The 19152-nt window shown below is 71.0% G+C and carries 14 protein-coding genes; 8 read left to right on the forward strand and 6 right to left on the reverse strand.

What is annotated here, in order from left to right:
• Positions 1-461 precede the first annotated feature (461 nt).
• Both ACZ4D5_RS40480 and ptsP read left to right on the forward strand, forming a co-directional pair.
• On the forward strand, positions 462-911 hold the full coding sequence (locus ACZ4D5_RS40480) for a PTS sugar transporter subunit IIA (RefSeq protein WP_467777511.1): 450 nt from the start codon (positions 462-464) through the stop codon (positions 909-911).
• Between the two features lie 77 nt (positions 912-988).
• A complete protein-coding gene (gene ptsP, locus ACZ4D5_RS40485) occupies positions 989-2659 on the forward strand; it encodes a phosphoenolpyruvate--protein phosphotransferase (protein ID WP_362328190.1) in 1671 nt (556 codons plus the stop codon).
• A 60-nt stretch (positions 2660-2719) separates the two neighbouring features.
• Here ptsP and ACZ4D5_RS40490 read toward each other — a convergent pair whose 3' ends face one another.
• On the reverse strand, positions 2720-3613 hold the full coding sequence (locus ACZ4D5_RS40490; RefSeq protein ID WP_467777512.1) for a hypothetical protein: 894 nt from the start codon (positions 3611-3613) through the stop codon (positions 2720-2722).
• Positions 3614-3701: 88 nt separating this feature from the next.
• Positions 3702-5687: an acetoacetate--CoA ligase gene (locus tag ACZ4D5_RS40495; protein ID WP_467777513.1), complete on the reverse strand. Its 1986-nt coding sequence runs from the start codon at positions 5685-5687 to the stop codon at positions 3702-3704.
• A 215-nt stretch (positions 5688-5902) separates the two neighbouring features.
• On the opposite strand from ACZ4D5_RS40495, the gene ACZ4D5_RS40500 reads away from it, so the two are divergent.
• Positions 5903-8266 carry a glycoside hydrolase family 31 protein gene (locus tag ACZ4D5_RS40500; protein ID WP_467777514.1) on the forward strand — a complete coding sequence of 788 codons (2364 nt, stop codon included), beginning with the start codon at positions 5903-5905 and terminating at the stop codon, positions 8264-8266.
• Positions 8267-8302: 36 nt separating this feature from the next.
• On the opposite strand, the gene ACZ4D5_RS40505 is transcribed toward ACZ4D5_RS40500, so the two are convergent.
• On the reverse strand, positions 8303-8833 hold the full coding sequence (locus ACZ4D5_RS40505; protein WP_467777515.1) for an NUDIX domain-containing protein: 531 nt from the start codon (positions 8831-8833) through the stop codon (positions 8303-8305).
• A gap of 73 nt (positions 8834-8906) precedes the next feature.
• On the opposite strand from ACZ4D5_RS40505, the gene ACZ4D5_RS40510 reads away from it, so the two are divergent.
• The 5 genes from ACZ4D5_RS40510 (at position 8907) to glpK (ending at position 14239) form a co-directional block, all read left to right on the forward strand.
• Positions 8907-9713 carry a M15 family metallopeptidase gene (locus tag ACZ4D5_RS40510; protein WP_467777516.1) on the forward strand — a complete coding sequence of 269 codons (807 nt, stop codon included), beginning with the start codon at positions 8907-8909 and terminating at the stop codon, positions 9711-9713.
• A gap of 192 nt (positions 9714-9905) precedes the next feature.
• Positions 9906-10352: a Zn-ribbon domain-containing OB-fold protein gene (locus ACZ4D5_RS40515; protein ID WP_467777517.1), complete on the forward strand. Its 447-nt coding sequence runs from the start codon at positions 9906-9908 to the stop codon at positions 10350-10352.
• Complete coding sequence (locus ACZ4D5_RS40520) at positions 10349-11539, forward strand: lipid-transfer protein (RefSeq protein WP_467777518.1); 1191 nt, start codon at positions 10349-10351, stop codon at positions 11537-11539. Before ACZ4D5_RS40515 ends, ACZ4D5_RS40520 begins: the two co-directional genes overlap by 4 nt.
• A gap of 383 nt (positions 11540-11922) precedes the next feature.
• On the forward strand, positions 11923-12678 hold the full coding sequence (locus ACZ4D5_RS40525; protein ID WP_467777519.1) for an MIP/aquaporin family protein: 756 nt from the start codon (positions 11923-11925) through the stop codon (positions 12676-12678).
• Between the two features lie 40 nt (positions 12679-12718).
• A complete protein-coding gene (gene glpK / locus ACZ4D5_RS40530) occupies positions 12719-14239 on the forward strand; it encodes a glycerol kinase GlpK (protein WP_467777520.1) in 1521 nt (506 codons plus the stop codon).
• A 106-nt stretch (positions 14240-14345) separates the two neighbouring features.
• On the opposite strand, the gene ACZ4D5_RS40535 is transcribed toward glpK, so the two are convergent.
• The 3 genes from ACZ4D5_RS40535 to ACZ4D5_RS40545 are packed head-to-tail and all read right to left on the reverse strand — an operon-like array spanning position 14346 to position 19150.
• A complete protein-coding gene (locus ACZ4D5_RS40535; RefSeq protein WP_467777521.1) occupies positions 14346-14951 on the reverse strand; it encodes a GTP-binding protein in 606 nt (201 codons plus the stop codon).
• The gene (locus ACZ4D5_RS40540; protein ID WP_467777522.1) at positions 14932-18681 is read right to left on the reverse strand and encodes a hydantoinase B/oxoprolinase family protein; all 3750 of its coding nucleotides are present in this window, start codon (positions 18679-18681) and stop codon (positions 14932-14934) included. The genes ACZ4D5_RS40535 and ACZ4D5_RS40540 overlap by 20 nt, the downstream gene beginning before the upstream one ends.
• A 25-nt stretch (positions 18682-18706) precedes the next feature.
• Entirely contained in the window at positions 18707-19150 is a 444-nt protein-coding gene (locus ACZ4D5_RS40545; protein ID WP_467777523.1) for a DUF742 domain-containing protein, read from the reverse strand.
• Between the last annotated feature and the right edge of the window lie 2 nt (positions 19151-19152).

Consider the following 19152-nt stretch of genomic DNA (forward strand, 5'->3'; position numbering starts at 1 on the left):
GGCTTTCCTCCGGGCGCTTCCCTTCGGTGTTTCTTTTGTTCTTGCGTTTCCGACTCTATCAGACTCTTTCGTGTCCGATTTCCTCGGTGCCTTTCCGGTTCCCGGTCCGGCCTTTCGGCCTTCCCGTTCCCCTTTCCGGCGGTTCCGACTTTATCAGATCTCATTCGTCTCTCTGACCACGGTCACCGCAGGCATGCGGAACCGGACCCAGGGATAGGATCTGATGTGAAGGATGCCGCCGAGACCGGACGCTGTTACCGCGTCCCACGGCCTCAGGCAGGAGTCCGACTGTACATCCGGTCCGGGGCAGGCGCAAATCGTTTGTGCTCTGCCTCTACGTCTGCCAACCGGGACCTCTCGTGCGGAACCGGGACTTCTTATGACTTACCCTTCTGAACAGTGCGCCGTCCAGGACAGGTAGTGACGGCGGCCATGAATCTCCACCCCCTGGGAGGCTTGCCATGACGAGTGTTTCGTCCCCGCTTGCAGGACGTGCCATTGGGCTCTCTGCTGTACCGGATCCCGTGTTCTCGGGCGCGATGGTCGGGCCCGGCACGGCCATCGACCCCGTGCGCGAGGCTTCCGAGGCCGTCTCTCCCGTGGACGGCATCGTCGTCTCCCTTCACCCCCACGCGTTCGTGGTGGTCGACGATCAGGGTCACGGCGTGCTGACGCACCTCGGCATCGACACCGTTCAGCTCAATGGCGAGGGCTTCGAGCTGCTCGTCAACAAGGGCGACACCGTACAGCGCGGCCAGGCCGTGGTGCGCTGGGACCCCGCCGCCGTCGAGGCCGCCGGCAAGTCCCCGGTGTGCCCGATCGTGGCCCTCGAGGCCACGGCCGAGTCCCTCTCCGACCTCGTCGAGGGCGGCGACGTGAAGGCCGGCGACGCTCTCTTCAGCTGGAAGTGACGTCATCGCCGTCGCTGACGGCAGGTAGTTCAACCACCGCGGCGGCTGGGCCCGTCGCACTATCGGAGACGGGTGAAATGGAGACAACGCTGCGAGGCGTCGGTGTGAGCCACGGTGTGGCGATCGGCGAGGTTCGGCACATGGGCACGGCGGTTCTCGAGCCGCCGGCGAAGCAGATTCCCGCGGAGGAGGCCGAGCGCGAACAGGGGCGCGCTCGCCAGGCCGTGGAAGCTGTGGCGGCCGACCTGATTGCGCGCGGCAATCTGGCCGGTGGCGAGGCCCAGGCGGTGCTCGAGGCGCAGGCCATGATCGCCCAGGACCCGGAGCTCATGTCCGACGTCGATCGGCGCGTGACGGTCGGCAGCACGGCCGAGCGTGCCGTGTACGACGCGTTCTCCCACTACCGCGAACTTCTGGCCGGTGCCGGTGAGTACATGGCCGGTCGTGTGGCGGACCTCGACGACGTGCGGAACCGCATCGTCGCGCGGCTGCTCGGCGTTCCGATGCCCGGTGTGCCCGACAGTGACCAGCCGTACGTACTGATCGCGCGTGATCTCGCGCCCGCGGACACCGCGCTGCTCGACCCGGCGCTGGTGCTCGGCTTCGTCACCGAAGAGGGCGGGCCCACCAGCCACAGCGCGATCCTCGCGCGTGCGCTCGGGGTGCCGGCCGTCGTCGCGCTGCCGGGTGCCGGTGAGCTCGCCGAGGGCACGGTCGTCGCCGTCGACGGCAGCACCGGTGAGATCTTCGTCGACCCGAGCGCCGAGAAGCGGGAGCAGCTCGAGGCCGCCGCCGCCGAGCGCAAGGCCGCGCTCGCCGCGTCGACCGGTCCGGGCGCGACGTCCGACGGGCACAAGGTGCCGCTGCTCGCCAACGTCGGCGGTCCCGCCGATGTCCCGGCCGCCGTCGAGGCGGGTGCCGAGGGTGTCGGTCTGTTCCGTACCGAGTTCCTCTTCCTGGACGACAGCACCAAGGCGCCGTCCGAGGAGAAGCAGGTCGAGGCGTACCGCAAGGTGCTCGAGGCCTTCCCCGAGGGCCGTGTCGTCGTGCGTGTGCTGGACGCCGGTGCGGACAAACCGCTCGACTTCCTGACGCCGGCCGACGAGCCGAACCCGGCCCTTGGTGTGCGTGGTCTGCGGTCGCTGCTCGATCACCCCGAGGTGCTCCGGACGCAGCTGACCGCGCTGGCCAAGGCCGCCGAGGGGCTGCCCGTCTACCTCGAGGTCATGGCACCGATGGTCGCGGACCGCACCGACGCCAAGGCGTTCGCCGACGCGTGCCGCGAGGCGGGGCTGCAGGCCAAGTTCGGCGCGATGGTCGAGATTCCGTCGGCCGCTCTGCGGGCGCGCTCGATCCTTCAGGAGGTCGAGTTCCTGTCGCTGGGCACCAACGACCTGGCGCAGTACGCGTTCGCCGCCGACCGTCAGGTGGGGGCCGTGTCCCGGCTGCAGGACCCGTGGCAGCCCGCGCTGCTCGACCTGGTCGCGCTCTCCGCGGAGGCGGCGAAGGCCGAGGGCAAGAGCTGTGGCGTGTGCGGTGAGGCCGCGTCCGACCCGCTGCTCGCGTGCGTGCTGACCGGTCTGGGTGTCACCTCCCTGTCCATGGGTGCGGCGTCCATTCCCTACGTGCGTGCGACGCTCGGCAAGTACACGCTGGCGCAGTGCGAGCGTGCCGCGTCGGCGGCGCGTGCCGCGGACACCGCCGAGGAGGCCCGCAAGGCCGCGCAGGCGGTGCTTTCGGGCGAGTAATCGGCCCACCCGCTGTTTCCGAGGGGCGCTCCACCAGCTGGTGGGGCGCCCCTCGGGCGTTCAGTGCGTGTGTCCGCCTTCGGGCTCGCCGGGTTCGAGGTCGGGTGCCGTGCAGTAGTCGACGCCGGATTCGGGGGCGACGAGCTCTCCCGAGATGGCGTCGGTGCAGTACGCGTCGAAGACCTCGGCCGCGGTCAGGGGTTGGAGTCGTCCGCCGTTCATGCGCCAGCCGTGGACGCGGTCGCGGGTGCCGTCGGCGGCGGCGCGCAGCACCATGCCCGCCGCGCTGTGGGTCGCGATGCCGACGGCGAGGACCGAGGCGAACTCCAGGGCCTCGGTCTCGTCCAGTCGGGCCCGGCCGTCGGCCTCGATCTCGACATGGAGTGCGGCGAGGAGGGTCTCCGTTTCCGAGGGCACGCTGCACACCAGGTGCCGGGTGCCCGGGCCGGAGGGGTCGAGGGCCTTGGCGATCAGCTCCGACGCCCGGGTGAACGCGGCTCGGCCGATGTCCTCGCCGCAGGTCGCGCAGGTGCCGGCGCGGGCGAGCACCATCGTCGCGTACTCCCACGTGGCCTGCCTGACCGCCTCGTCGACGAGGTCGGGGAGGAGGTCGGTGAGGGGCTGGCCCTCGTACGGAATGGTGGGGCCGTCTGCCGCGAGTTCGGAGGTGAAGCGGGTGCGGCTGGCGGGGGTGTCCGGGTCGAGGCCCGCCTCCGCGCAGTACTCCTCGAACTCCTCGGGGTCGAAGAGGGCGACGGTGGTGTGCCCGCCCTGGGAGGCGAGGCTTCTGAGCAGGGTCTCGACCTGCTGGAGATAGGTCTCGTGGTCGTCGAAGGTAAAGGTGCGGTAGCGGCGCATCGCCGCGAAGTCCTCCTCGTCGGCCAACAGGCCGATGGTTCCGGCGACTTCGCGGCGCAGGGCGCGTCGCATCGTGTCGTGTCGGCTGTGCGCCATGGTTCCCCCTGCATTCGGTCGATCAATGCTCACTCACCGTAACGAGAGGCACTGACAACGTCCGCTGAGCTGCGAGGGGACGCCGGGGTCAGGGTCGCTTGCGGGCCAGGTCCTCGTAGAACCTGAGGAGGTCGAGGTTGTCGACCGAGCCCGGATTGACCGCCTTGTCCAGGGCGGTGCCTTGGAGGAGGCGCTTGACGGGGACCTCGATGCGCTTGCCGGTAAGGGTGTGCGGGATGCCGGGGACCTCGATGACCTCGTCGGGGACGTGACGGGGTGAGAGCTGTTCGCGGATGGTGTGCTTGATGCGGTCGCGCAGGGCGTCGTCGAGTGCGGCGCCCTCGGCGAGGTGGACGAAGAGCGGCATCCAGTAGCCGCCGTCGGGCTGTTCGACGCCGATGACGAGGGACTCGCGGATCTCCGGGAGGCGTTCCACCGCTTCGTAGATGTCGGCGGAGCCCATGCGGACACCCTGGCGGTTGAGCGTGGAGTCGGAGCGGCCGTGGATGACCACCGAGCCACGCGAGGTGAGGGTGATCCAGTCGCCGTGCCGCCAGACGCCGGGGTAGGTGTCGAAGTAGCTGTCGTGGTAGCGGGTGCCGTCCGGGTCGTTCCAGAAGTGGATGGGCATGGACGGCATGGGGTTGGTGACGACCAGTTCGCCGACCTCGTCGGTCAGCGGCTTGCCCTGCGGGTCCCAGGACTGGAGGTCGGTGCCCAGGCAGGGGGCCTGGAGCTCGCCGATGTGGACGGGCAGGGTCGGGACGGCGCCCGCGAAGCAGGAGCAGACGTCCGTGCCGCCGCTGACCGATGCGGTCCACAGGCCGCCCGGGGTGTCGGCGAACTCGTCGTGCAGCCAGCGGAAGCCGTCGGGGGGCAGTGGGGAGCCGGTCGTGGCGACGCACGTGACCTTGGAGAGGTCGAAGTCGCGGGCCGGGTGGACGTCCGCCTTGCGGCAGGCCATGACGTACGCGGCCGAGGTGCCGAAGAGGGTGGCTCCGGTGCGTTCGGCGATGCGCCACTGGGCGCCGGTGTCGGGGTGGCCGGGACTGCCGTCGTACAGGACGATCGTGGTGCCCGTCAGGAGGCCGGAGACGAGGAAGTTCCACATCATCCAGCCGGTCGACGTGTACCAGAAGAAGCGGTCGTCGGGGCCCAGGTCGCAGTGCAGGCCGAGCTGCTTGAGGTGCTCGACGAGGATGCCGCCCTGGGACTGGACGATCGCCTTGGGCAGGCCGGTGGTGCCCGACGAGTAGAGCACCCACAAGGGGTGGTCGAAGGGGACCTGTTCGAAGGTGGGGGCCACGTCGGCGGAGGTCAGGGCCGCCCACTCCAGGGCGCCTTCGGGGGCTGCGGTGCCGAGCAGCGGGATGTGGACGACCGCGCGGAGGCTGGGCAGTTCGGAGCGGAGCTCGGCGACGGTGTCGCGGCGGTCGTGCTCCTTGCCGCCGTAGCGGTAGCCGTCGACGGTGAACAGGACGACCGGCTCGACCTGCTGGAAGCGGTCCAGGACGCTGCGGGCTCCGAAGTCGGGGGCGCAGGAGGTCCACACGGCGCCGACCGCGGCGCTGGCCAGGAGGGCGACGACGGCCTGCGGGATGTTCGGCAGGTAGCCGCTGACGCGGTCTCCGGGGCGGACGCCCAGGGTGCGCAGTTCCGCTGCCAGGGAGCCCACTTGGCGACGCAGCTCGGCCCAGGTGACGGGCTGCGGGTCGTGGCTCTCGTCGACGTGGAGGAGCGCGGGGGTGTCCGCGCGCGCGGGGTCGTCGGCGGCGCGCAGGGCGTGCTCGGCGTAGTTGAGGGTCGATCCGGGGAACCACTCGGCGCCCGGCATGGTCCGCTCGCCCAGCACGCGCGCGTAGGGGGTCGAGAACCGGACGTCGAACCACTCGGTGACGGCCTTCCAGAACGTGTCGAGCTCGGCGACCGACCAGCGGTGCAGCGCTTCGTAGCCACCGTCGGCCGGGGCCCCGTGGTGCTCGGCGGCCCAGGCCTGGAACCTGGTGACCTGGGCGTCGGCGATCCTCTCCGGGCTCGGCTGCCAGAGCGGCGCAGGGTTCGCTGAGGACGTCATGGGGCGGCTCCCGGACTGTACGCGTCGTATGCGTGTGAGGTGCGCACGTGCTGGGTGTGCGCGTGAACACGGCTGAAGGGGACGATGCCACGTGATCGACTTCCGCACCAGGGTGTGCCCCACACAGTCGGTCGTGGGGCTATGTGCCGTCACCCCAGGTGAACGGCAGTTGAACGAACCACACACACGGCTTCTTCGGTGGCAGGGTGAGCAGCATGAACGGTCGTGACCTGGTGCGTTCGGTGAAGGCGGTCGGCATGGTCGGCACGGCGCGGGGGTTGCGCACGGTGCGCTCGTCGTGGCGCAGGTGGCGGACGGACGCGGCGGGGCTCGCCCCTCGGGGTGCCGAGCGGGCGCGGGTGCCCGGGGCGGTGACGGCCGTGGAGCCGGGTCCCGGTGGTGGTGTCGTGCGGTTCGCCCGTTCCGAGCTGCGGGTGCGGGTGACCACCGCTGGGGCCGTCTTCTGGGGCTGGGACGGTGCCGAGCCCGAGCCGTCGTACGCGCTGCCGTGCCGGAGTCCCGAGCCGGATCCGCGGGCCGTCCTCGAGCCCGACAAGGAGGGCGGCTGGCGGGTGGTGTCGGAGCGGGCGACGGTCGTCGTCTCGCGGCACGGGGCCGTCGAGCTGCGTACGCCCGGCGGCGTGATGCTGCGGCGCGATCTGCCGCCGCGCTGGTGGGAGCCGGCCGAGGGCGGCGCGGCGCGTTGGGTGCAGCGGTCGGAGGTGGCGGCGGACGCGCGGTTCTTCGGGCTGGGGGGCCGGGCCGGCGGGCCGCGGCTGCGGAACGGGACGTACCGGCTGTGGAACACCGATCCGGGTGGTTCCTTCGGGCCGGGGGACGATCCGCTGTACATCACCATGCCGGTGCAGATGGTGGTGGCCGACGCGGGTGCGCATCTGGTCTTCCACGACAACTCGTGGGAGGGCTCGGTCCATGTGCACGAGGGCGAGGAGGGTGCCGGGTCCGGGCATGACCGGACCGGGTCGTGCGAGGTGCGGATGGACGGCGGGCCGCTGCGCTGCTGGGCGATGGTCGGTACTCCCGCGCGCGTGCTGCACACCTGGGCGTCGCTCACCGGGCCTCCGGCGCTGCCGCCGTCGTGGGCCCTTGGGCACCATCACGCGCGGTGGGGCTTCGGCAGTGAGCAGGAGGTGCGGCGGATCGTCGCGGGGTATCAGGAGCATGGGCTGCCGCTGGACGCCGTACACCTGGACATCGATCACTACGAAGCTCATCAGGTGTTCACCGTCGACAAGGAGCGCTTCCCCAAACTGCCGCAGTTCGCGGACGAGTTGCGCAGGGACGGCATCCGGCTCGTCTCGATCGTCGATCCCGCGGTGAAGGCCGAGCCGGGTGTCGAGCTGTACGACAGCGGGACCGCGGTCGGCGCGTTCGTGCGGGACGGTGCGGGGCGGGCGGTGCGGGGTGTCGTATGGCCCGGGGAGGCGGTGTATCCGGATTTCACCGACCCACGCGCGCGGGAGTGGTGGGGCCGACTCTACGAGGAGCGTCTCGACCAGGGGTTCGCGGGTTTCTGGCACGACATGAACGAGCCGGTGTCGTTCGCCGCGTTCGGTGAGGCGACGCTTCCGCGTTCGGCGAGGCACTCCTTGGAGGGGCGCGGTGGCGACCATCGGGAGGCGCACAACGTGTACGGCCTTGCGATGGCCCGTGCCGGGTACGAGGGTCTGTGTGAACTGCACCCCGAAGAGCGTCCCTTCTTGTTCTCGCGTTCCGGGTGGGTGGGGATGCAGCGCTACGGAGGAACGTGGTCCGGCGATGTGTCCACGGGCTGGCCCGGGTTGCGCGCGTCGCTGTCGCTGGTGCTGGGGCTCGGGTTGTGCGGTGTGCCGTACTCGGGTCCCGATGTGGGCGGGTTCGACGGCAGTCCCTCGCCGGAGCTGTATCTGCGGTGGTTCCAACTGGGGGCGTATCTCCCGCTGTTCCGTACGCACGCGGCGATCGAGGCGGGGCGGCGCGAGCCCTGGGAGTTCGGTGCCGAGGTGTTGGAGCACGCGCGTGTGGCGCTCGTCGAGCGCAGGCGGCTGCTGCCGTACTTCGTGACGCTGGCCCATCTCGCGCGGCGTACGGGGGCCCCTTATGTGCGGCCCCTGTGGTGGGGCAGCCCGGAGGACCGGGGTCTGCGGGACTGCGAGGACGCGTTTCTGCTCGGGGACTCCTTGTTGGTGGCGCCGGTCCTGGAGCGGGGTGTGGTGCGGCGGTCGGTGCGGCTGCCGCGGGGGCGGTGGTACGACACGGCGACCGGGAAGGCGTACGAAGGGGGCGGGCAGGTGCTGTTGGACGCTCCGTTGTCACGTATCCCCGTGCTTGCGCGGGCGGGTGCGGTGGTGCCCGTCAGGGGGCAGGACGGCGGCCTGGAGTTGGAGGCGTGGGCGCCTGCCGAGGGGCGGACGGGTGGGGGGCTCGTGGTCCCGGACGCGGGTGACGGGTGGGAGGAGGCCGCGCTCGAGCGGTTCACGACGCGGTGGAGCGAGGGGAGTGTGGTCGTCGAGCGGGACGGCGGCGAGGACGGGCCCGCACCGGGGCGTCCGGTGCGGGTGAGGGGGCTCGGCGGCTAGGGGGCGGTGCGAGGGGGCCTGCGCGACGGCCGGGGGTCAGTAGCGGCCCTCGAACCACGCGCGTGCCGCCAGCGTGTGCAGCGGGAAGGCGAGGTCGTCGGGGCGGCGCAGCAGGTGCCAGCCCTCGGTCTCGTCCGTCGGCGCGGAGACCGGCAGGTCCGCGGCCGGGCGTTCGGGCAGGAGGCCGAAGATCAGGAGGTAGCCGTCGGGTGCGCTCATGGCGTCGGCCAGGCGGATGTCGCGGCTGTGCGCGCCGATGCCCGTCTCCTCCTTGAGCTCACGCACGACCGCGTCGCGCCAGTCCTCCCTGTCGTCGATGAACCCTCCGGGCAGGGCGATGCCCCCGCGCGCGGGGGCGATGGTGCGGGTCACGACGACCAGTCCGGTGCCCTGTGTGTCGTACACGGGCTGGAGGGCGACCGCGACGGGGAGCGGATTGCGGTAGGCCACGGCGCCGCAGGCGGCGCAGGTGCGGGGCCAGCCGGAGGGCTGGTCTTCGTAGGACACTCCGCAGCTCGAACAGTGGGAGCCTGGAACGGAGTTGACGGGATGTGGGGATGCGGACACGCCGCGGACTGTATCCGATCCCTGCCGCGTCGGTCTTTCCCGGGTGGCGGTGATCCTGGTAGACGCAGGGAGCATGACAGGACTTCTCCCCGCCCTGCGGAATCTCGCCGTCGGCGCCGCCGCCCTGCTGGCCGTGGCCGCCGCCCCCTCCCCCGCGCACGCGAAGCCCGAGCCGAAGGCTCCCGAGGAGTTCGTGGCGCTGCGGGACGTCGACCCGACGATCATCCAGGAGATGCGCTACTTCACTGCGCACAACTTCGTGGGTGAGCGCGTCGACGGCTACAGGAAGCCGATGTGCATTCTCACCGAGCCCGCAGCCGAGGCGTTGCACAAGGCTCAGCGCAAGCTGCTGCGCAAGGGCTACTCCCTGAAGGTGTACGACTGTTACCGGCCGCAGCGGGCCGTCGACCACTTCGTGCGCTGGGCCGAGGACCTGGGCAATGAGCGCATGAAGGCGGAGTTCTATCCCCGTGTCGACAAGTCGCGCCTGTTCGCGGACGGGTACATCGCGGAGAAGTCAGGGCACAGCCGCGGTTCGACGGTGGATCTGACGGTGGTGCGGCTGCCGGCCGTGCCGACCCGGCCGTACGTCCCCGGGGAGCCGCTCACGCCGTGCCATGGGCCCAAGGACGAGCGTTTCCCCGACAACTCGGTGGACATGGGTACGGGGTTCGACTGTTTCGACACGCTGTCGCACACGGACGACCCCCGGGTCACGGGCAAGCAGCGGATCAACCGCGATCTGCTGCGGAACGCGCTCGCCAAGGAGGGCTTCGTCAACCTCCCCGAGGAGTGGTGGCACTTCACGTACAAGCCCGAGCTGTTCCCCGACACGTACTTCGACTTCCCCGTGTCGCGCAGGTCGCTCCAGGGCGGGTAGCGCCGCGTGCGGCGGAGAGCGTCCGGGACCACCCCCGTCGACCCCGGACGCTCTCTCCGGTACTCGGACGCGAAAGTGGGCCATCCGGTTCACCTGCGGGCGCCGCGCTCTCTCCTGGCCCTCCCCCTGCCGAAACACGGTTGCCCGTGGCACACTTCTGACGTTCCGTCAGATCCAGTGCCTGGAGGAGCCTTGTCGCGTGCGCGCACGCCCGTAGTGGCCAACTGGTTCGCCGGGGAGGGTGAGGACTTCCGGCTTCTGGGCACGCGCTGTTCCGCGTGTGCCGCCGTCTTCTTCCCACGTGAGGACGGCTTCTGCCGCAACCCCGGCTGCGGGGGCGGTGAGCTCGTCGAGGTGCCCCTGTCGCGGCGCGGGCGCGTCTGGTCGTACACCGACGGCCGGTACCGGCCGCCCGCGCCCTACGTCTCCGACCCGGAACTTCCCTGGGAGCCCTACACGTTGATCGCTGTGGAGCTGGCGGCGGAGCGCATGGTGGTGCTCGGCCAGGCGGCTTCGGGGGTCTCCGTCGCCGATCTGGAGGTCGGCATGGAGGTGGAGGTCGTCCCCGGCGTGCTCAACGAGGACGACGAGACGACGTGGACGACATGGCACTGGCAGCCGGTGGGGGTGGGCGCGTGAACGGCGAGGTGGCGGTGCTCGGCGCGGGCATGCACCCCTGGGGCAAGTGGGGACGCGGATTCGTCGAGTACGGAGTGGTGGCGGCGCGCGCGGCGCTCGCGGACGCCGGGGTCGACTGGCGTGACGTGGGCTCGATCGTCGGCGCGGACACCGTGCGGGGCGGCTACCCCGGTTACGTGGCCGGGGCGACGTTCGCCAAGGCGCTCGGCTGGCAGGGCGCCCGGGTCGCGAGCGTGTACGCGGCGTGCGCGTCCGGCGCCCAGGCCATCAGTGCGGCGCGTACGCAGATCCTGGCCGGCATGGCCGACGTGGTCCTGGTGGTCGGCGCCGACGCGGCGCCCAAGGGGTTCTTCCGGCCTGCCGGCGGCGACCGGCCCGATGACCCCGACTGGCTGCGGTTCCGCGTCCTCGGCGCGACCAACCCCGCGTACTTCGGCCTCTACGCCCGCCGCAGGATGGCCGTCCACGGCGACACCCTGGAGGACTTCGCCCAGGTCAAGGTGAAGAACGCCGCGTCGGGCGCCCTCAACGCGCACGCGCGCTACCGCAAGGCCGTCACCGCCGACGAGGTCGCCGCGTCGGCCGTCGTGGCCGATCCGCTGCGGCTCCTCGACATCTGCGCCACCTCGGACGGGGCCGCGGCCCTGGTCCTCTCCAGCATGGAGTTCGCGCGGCGCCACGGAGCGGCGGATCCGGTGCGCGTCCGCGCGGTGTCCACGGTCACGCCGACCTATCCGAGGACGGCACTCGACCTGCCGGACATCGCCACGGACTCGGCCGCGGCCGTGGACCCCGCCGACGGGACGTACCGCGCGTCCATCGCGCGAGCGGCGTACGAAGAAGCGGGCATCGGCCCCGAGGACCTGTCCCTCGCGGAGGTCTACGACCTGTCCACCGCCCTGGAGTTGCAGTGGTACGAGGACCTGGGGCTCTGCGGCGAGGGCGAGGGCGCCAAGCTGCTGCGCGAAGGGGCGACCGCCCCGGGCGGGCGCATACCGGTCAACACCAGTGGCGGCCTCGCCTCCTTCGGAGAGGCCGTGCCCGCTCAGGCCATCGCTCAAGTCTGCGAGCTCACCTGGCAGTTGAGGGGGACGGCGGGGGCGCGGCAGATCGAGGGGGCGCGGGTGGGGATCACCGCGAACCAGGGGCTGTTCGGGCACGGGTCCTCGGTCGTCGCGGTCCGCTGAGTTCCCGCGCGGCGCTCCGGAGAGTTGCTGCCCGGTCCTCCGAAGGGAAGCGCTCCCACCGGTTAACCGTTGCCGTCCGCGACCTTGACGCTCCATCACCATCGGTGAACACTTCCGGGTGTCAGTCGGCGTCGCCGTACCTCGGCTCCACGGCGTTCAGAACCTCTGCGCGCGAAGGGTCACGTACAAAGGGCCTGCTCACCGGGTCATCCCCCAGGGCGACGCGACTGCGACGGCACGCTCGTCATGGACGCCGGGCGGGGCGCGGGAGACTCCCTGCCTCCGGCTGATTCAGCCGGGCGTATCCAGGCAGTAGTCGTGGGAAACGCACCCTTCACGGAGTACCGGGGCGCACCGCCTCGGGCGAAGGCCTAGGAGCCGCCATGTACTCGAATGGGGACATCTTCGTCGGTGAGGTCATCGGCACGGCGATTCTGATTCTGCTCGGCGCCGGTGTGTGCGCCGCCGTCACGCTCAGCCATTCGAAGGCGAAGGCCTCCGGGTGGGTCGTCATCGCCTTCGGGTGGGGCTTCGGCGTGCTCGCGGGCGCCTACACCGCGGGGCCGCTCTCCGGCGGCCACCTGAACCCCGCCGTCACGCTCGGCATCGCCATCGACACCGAGAAGTGGGACAAGGTCTGGGTCTACCTGCTCGGGCAGATGGTCGGCGCGATGCTCGGCGCCGTCCTCGCGTACCTCGTGTATCTCGCGCAGTTCAACGCGAACGTCACGCGGGGCGCGAAGGGCGACTCCGAAGGCGTGCACCAGCCGACGCCGACGCTCGGCATCTTCTCCACCATCCCGGAGATCCGGAACCCGGTCGCCAACCTCGTCACCGAGGTCATCGCGACCGTCGCGCTGGTGCTGCCGATCCTCGCCTTCGGCCTCACCAAGGGGCTCGGCGAGTCCGGCACGCAGACGCTGATCGTGGCCTTCCTGGTCGTCGGCATCGGTCTCTCGCTCGGTGGGCCCACGGGCTACGCGATCAACCCCGCGCGCGACCTCGGTCCGCGCATCGTGCACACGTTCCTGCCGATCCCCAACAAGGGCACGTCCGACTGGAGCTACGCGTGGATTCCGGTGGCCGGACCGCTGATCGGCGGAGCCCTCGCGGGGCTCATCTACAACGCAGCCTTCTGAGTCTGCGCATCGACCCGAGTCTTCTCGTCAAGGGGTAGCCATGCCGGACAGCTCCGAGAAATTCGTCGCCGCCATCGACCAGGGCACCACGTCGAGCCGCTGCATCATCTTCAACCAGGACGGCGCGATCGTCGCCGTGGACCAGCGCGAACACCGCCAGATCTTCCCCAAGCCCGGCTGGGTGGAGCACGACGCCACCGAGATCTGGTCGAAGGTGCAGGCGGTGGTCGCGGGGGCGATCGCCAAGGCCGGGCTCCGCGCCGACCAGCTCAGCGCGCTGGGCATCACCAACCAGCGGGAGACCACGGTCCTGTGGGACCGCGCCACGGGCAAGCCCGTGCACAACGCCATCGTCTGGCAGGACACCCGCACATCGGCGCTCTGCAACGAACTGGGCGGCGCGGACGGCCAGGACCGCTTCCGCGAGCAGACCGGGCTGCCCCTCGCGAGCTACTTCTCCGGGCCCAAGGCGGCCTGGCTGCTCGACAACGTGCCGGGGCTGCGGGCCCGCGCCGAGCGCGGCGAGATCGCCTTCGGCACCATCGACTCCTGGCTCATCTGGAACCTCACGGGCGGCACCGACGGCGGCAAGCACGTCACCGACGTCACCAACGCGGGCCGCACCATGCTGATGAACCTGGAGACGCTCCAGTGGGACCGGTCGATCCTGTCGGCGATGAACGTCCCCGAAGCGGTCCTGCCGGAGATCAGGTCGTCGGCCGAGGTGTACGGAACGGCCGTGGGGCAGCTCTCCGGAGTGCCCGTCGCCTCCGCGCTCGGCGACCAGCAGGCGGCCGTCTTCGGGCAGGCCTGCTACGACACGGGGACCGCGAAGAACACGTACGGCACGGGCAGCTTCCTGCTGCTCAACACCGGTAACCGGCCCGTCCCTTCGAAGAGCGGGCTGCTCACCACGATGGGCTACAAGATCGGCTCCGAGGCGCCCGTGTACTGCCTGGAGGGGTCCATCGCGATCACCGGCGCCCTGGTGCAGTGGTTCCGCGACCAACTGGGCATCATCCGCAGCGCCGACGAGATCGAGTCGCTCGCGGCGAGCGTGGACGACAACGGCGGCGCGTACATCGTGCCCGCGTTCTCCGGTCTCTTCGCCCCCTACTGGCGCTCCGACGCGCGCGGCGTCGTCACCGGACTGACCCGGTACGTCACCAAGGGGCACCTGGCGCGCGCGGTCCTGGAGGCGACCAGCTGGCAGACGCGTGAGGTCGTCGACGCCATGTACCAGGACTCAGGAGTGCGGATCACCACCCTCAAGGTGGACGGCGGCATGACCAAGAACAACCTCCTGATGCAGCACCAGGCGGACGTCCTCGGGGTGCCGGTGATCCGTCCGAAGGTCTCCGAGACGACCTGTCTGGGCGCGGCGTACGCGGCCGGGCTCGCGACGGGCGTGTGGAACGACCTCGACGAGCTCAAGGCGCACTGGCAGCAGGACGTCGAGTGGTCGCCGCAGATGGACGCGCAGACGCGCGAGAGGGAGTTCCACAACTGGCACAAGGCGGTGGAACGGAGCTTCGGCTGGCTGGAGGACGGAGAGGGCTGAGCCGAGCCGAGCTGCGGCCCGTACCCCGGTCGGCGGGGGTGCGGGCCGTAGGTCCTTGCGCGGCCCGGCGGACCGTGCCGGCTAGGTGGTCGGCGGACCGTGCCGGCTAGGTGGTCGCGGGCTCCCTCGTGGCGGCCGCGGCCGTCATCGCGTGCTCGACGACGTCGATGAGGACCTCCTTGACGGACTCGCGGTCCCGCGCGTCGCACAGGACGACGGGCACCTGCGCGTCGAGGTCGAGCGCCTGGCGCACGGCGTCGGCGGGGTAACGGTCCGCGCCCTCGAAGCAGTTGACGCCGACGACGAAGGGTATGGAGCGCCGCTCGAAGTAGTCGACGGCGGCGAAGCAGTCCTCCAGGCGGCGGGTGTCGGCGAGGACCACGGCGCCCAGCGCACCGGTGGCCAGCTCGTCCCAGAGGAACCAGAAGCGGTCCTGCCCAGGTGTGCCGAAGAGGTACAGGACGAGGTCCTCGCGGAGCGTGATGCGGCCGAAGTCCATGGCCACCGTGGTGGTGTGCTTGCCCGCGACGCCGCTGGTGTCGTCGATGGGGCGGCCCGCCTCGCTGAGGGTCTCCTCGGTGCGCAGCGGCTTGATCTCGCTGACCGCGCCGACCAGCGTCGTCTTGCCGACGCCGAAGCCGCCCGCCACCAGGATCTTCAGCGTCACCGGCTCGACGGGGGCCTTGCCGCGCTCAGAACGCCTGAAGATCATCGCTCACTTCTCCTGCATCGGTGACTGCGTCAGTGACTAGGTCGGTGGTGGCGCGCGGGGCCGGTCCGTATCCGCCGCCGCCGGGGGTTTCGATCACGAGTACGTCGCCGGGGCCCAGGTCGGCCGAGTCGCTGCCGCCGAGCTCCAGGACGCCGCCGTCCGCGCGTTCCACGCGGCCCGCGCCGAGCGCGCCGGGGGCGCCGCCCGCCATGCCGTACGGCGCGACCCTGCGGTGCTGCGACAGGGTGGAGACCGTCATCGGCTCGCGGAAGCGGATGCGGCGCACGGCCCCGTCCCCGCCGCGCCACCTCCCGCTGCCGCCGCTGCCCGGCCGGACCGCGAACTCCTCGAGGAGGACGGGCAGCCGCCACTCCAGGACTTCGGGGTCGGTGAGCCGCGAGTTGGTCATGTGGGTCTGTACGACGGGCGCTCCGTCGAAGCCGTCGCCCGCCCCGGAGCCGGAGGCCACCGTCTCGTAGTACTGGTGGCGGTCGTTGCCGAAGGTGACGTTGTTCATCGTCCCCGATCCCTCGGCCTGCACGCGCAGGGCGGCGTAGAGCGCGCCCGTGATGGCCTGCGAGGTCTCCACGTTGCCCGCGACGACCGCCGCGGGCGGCTCGGGGGCGAGCAGGGAGCCGGGCGGCACGATGATGCGCAGCGGACGCAGGCAGCCGTCGTTGAGGGGGATGTCGTCGTCGACGAGGGTGCGGAAGACGTACAGGACCGCGGCGTTGACCACCGCGAAGGGTGCGTTGAAGTTCGTGTCGAGCTGGGGCGACGTACCGCTGAAGTCGACGGTCGCGGAGCGTTCTTCGCGGTCGACGGTGACGCGGACGTGGATCGTTGCGCCCGAGTCGGTTGGATATGCGAACTCGCCCTCTTCAAGGACGTCGATGACCCGGCGTACGGATTCTTCGGCGTTGTCCTGGACGTGCTTCATGTACGCCTGGACGACGTCGAGGCCGAAGGTGTCGATCATCCGGGCGACTTCGTCGACGCCCTTCTGGTTGGCGGCGATCTGCGCGCGCAGGTCGGCGAGGTTGGTGTCCGGGTTGCGCGAGGGGTACGGCGCGTCGGTGAGCAGGCTCCGGGTCTCGGCCTCGCGGAATCGGCCCTCTTCCACGAGGAGCCAGTTGTCGAAGAGGATGCCCTCCTCCTCGATGGTGCGGCTGTCCGCCGGCATGGAGCCGGGGGCGATGCCGCCGATCTCGGCGTGGTGGCCGCGCGAGGCGACGTAGAAGAGGATCCGCGCCCCTGAAGTGCCGTGCTCCCCTGGTGTAGTGCTGTCCTCTTCCGGTGAAGTGCCGTGCTCCCCCGGCCTGTCGAAGACCGGGGTGATGACGGTGACGTCGGGGAGGTGGGTGCCGCCGTGGTAGGGGTCGTTGACGGCGTAGGTGTCCCCGGGGCGCATGGTGCTGCCGCGGCGCTCGATCACCTCCTTCACGCTGGTGCCCATGGAGCCCAAGTGCACGGGGATGTGCGGGGCGTTGGCGACGAGGTTGCCGTCGGGGTCGAACAGCGCGCAGGAGAAGTCGAGCCGCTCCTTGATGTTCACCGACTGGGCCGTGGACTCCAGGCGGGCGCCCATCTGTTCGGCGATGGACATGAAGAGGTTGTTGAAGACCTCCAGGAGGACGGGGTCGGCGGCGGTGCCCGCGGTGGAACTCTCCGGCGCCGCGACGCGTTCCATGACCAGATGCCCCGCCTCCGTCGTCGTCGCCCGCCAGCCGTCGTCCACGACCGTCGTGGCACTGGCCTCGGTGATGATCGCCGGTCCGGTGACGGTCTCGCCGGGCGGCAACTCCTCACGACGGTGCAGGAGTACGTCGTGCCAGGCGCCACCGGTGTGCAGGCGCACGCACCGCGCGGTGCCCGGTGTCGCCGTGCCCGTGAGGGCCGACAGGTCCGGCTGTTCGGTGAGCCCGGTGGCCTCCACGGAGAGGGCCTCGACGACGACGGGCCGGTCCAGCGTGAAGGAGTAGGTGGCGCGGTGGCGGTCCTCGAAGGCGCGGGTCATGGCGTCCGGGTCCGTGAGCTCCACGGTCAGGGCGGTGTCCGTGCCGTCGTAGCGCAGTTGGGCGCGGCGGGTGACGCGGATGCGGTCGGCGGGCACGTCCTCGGCGAGGAGTTCGTCGCGGGCGGCGCTCTCCAGGTCGTCGGCGGTCTTGAGGACATGGGGCATCGACGACGCCTCCAGGGGCGCTTCCACCGACTGCTCGCGCATCGCCGTGGTGTCGGCGAGACCGATGCCCAGGGCGGAGAGCACACCGGCCATCGGAGGCACCAGGACGGTACGGATCCCGAGCGAGTCGGCGACCATGCACGCGTGCTGGCCGCCCGCGCCGCCGAACGTGGTCAGGGCGTAGCGTGTGACGTCGTGGCCCTTCTGGACCGAGATGCGCTTGATCGCGCCCGCGATGTTGGCCACCGCGATCCGCAGATATCCCTCGGCGACCTGATCGGGCGTGCGGTCGTCGCCGGTCGCCTCACGGATCTCGCGGGCCAGCTCGGCGAAGCGCTCGCGGACGAGTGCGTCGTCCAGGGGCTGGTCACCGTCCGGGCCGAACACCCGTGGGAAGTGGTCGGGTTGGACGCGCCCCAGGGCGACGTTGGCGTCGGTGACGGTGAGCGGTCCGCCGCCCCGGTAGCTCGCGGGGCCGGGGTCGGCGCCCGCCGAGTCGGGGCCCACGCGGTAGCGGCTGCCGTCGAAGTGGAGCACGGAGCCGCCGCCCGCGGCGACGGTGTGGATGTCGAGCATCGGGGCGCGCAGCCTGACCCCGGCGATCCGCGTGGTGAAGACCCTCTCGTACTCGCCCGCGTAGTGCGACACGTCCGTCGACGTGCCGCCCATGTCGAAGCCGATGACGCGGTCGAAGCCGGCCAGGCGCGACATGCGGGCCATGCCCACGATGCCGCCCGCGGGACCGGACAGGATCGCGTCCTTGCCGCGGAACTGGCCGGCCTCGGCGAGACCGCCGTTCGACTGCATGAACATCAGGCGCACGCCGTGGAGTTCGTCGGCGACGTGCTGGACGTAGCGGCGCAGGACCGGTGAGAGGTACGCGTCGACGACCGCGGTGTCACCGCGTGGGACGAGCTTCATCAGGGGGCTGACCTCGCTGGAGAGCGAGACCTGGGGGAAGCCGGTGCGGACGGCGAGGTCACCGATGGCCCGCTCGTGGGCGGGGTACAGGTGGCTGTGCATGCAGACGACCGCCACGGAGCGGATGCCGTCGTCGTACGCCTGCCTCAACGGCCCTTCAAGGCCCTGCAGATCGGGTGGGCACAGGACGTCGCCGTCGGCGGTGACACGCTCGTCGACCTCGATGACGCGGTCGTAGAGGAGTTCGGGGAGCACGATCTCGCGGGCGAAGATCTGCGGGCGGTTCTGGTAGGCGATGCGCAGGGCGTCGCGGAAGCCGCGGGTGACGACCAGGGCCGTGGGTTCGCCCTTGCGCTCCAGGAGGGCGTTGGTGGCGACGGTGGTGCCCATGCGGACGGCATCGACCGTATTCGCGCCGCCGTCGGCCCCGCTGCCGGTGTCGCCGTCGGCCTCGCTTTCGGTCCCGCCGGCGGCGAGGAGTTCACGGATTCCCGCGACCGCCGCGTCGCGGTACCGGGCCGGGTTGTCGGAGAGGAGCTTGTGCGTGCGGAGCCGACCGTCCGGGTGCCGCGCGACGATGTCGGTGAAGGTGCCGCCCCTGTCGACCCAGAACTGCCAGCCAGTCACGTTCTCACTCCCGCTTCCGCGCTGTTCAGAGCGCCCGGAGGCCGTTGATCACGTCGCGCAGAATACTCTCGTCCGGCAGCTCGGCGGGGGGTACGGGGCGGGTCACGTGCACCAGTTCGTCGTCCACGAGATCACCGATGAGTACGCGGACCACGCCGATGGGCAGGTCGAGTTCGGCCGCCAGTTCGGCGACCGACTGGGGCGTGTCACGGCAGAGTTCGACGATGTCCACGTGCTCCGGAGACAGCGTCTGGTCGGCCTCCGGCACTCCGTGGGCGCGGGCCTCCGCGATGACGACCGCGATGAGGTCGAGGCGGTGCTGGCCGACGCTCGTGGTGCGGCCGCGCGTCATGGCGTACGGACGCACCACTGGACCGGCGTCGTCGTCGAACCAGTGGGGCGCCTCCTGCGCCCCCGATATCCCCTGCCCGGCCTCTGCTCTCTGCGTCCCTCGACCGTCGTCGCTCATGA

The sequence above is a fragment of the Streptomyces sp. NPDC025651 genome (genome assembly GCF_055558735.1).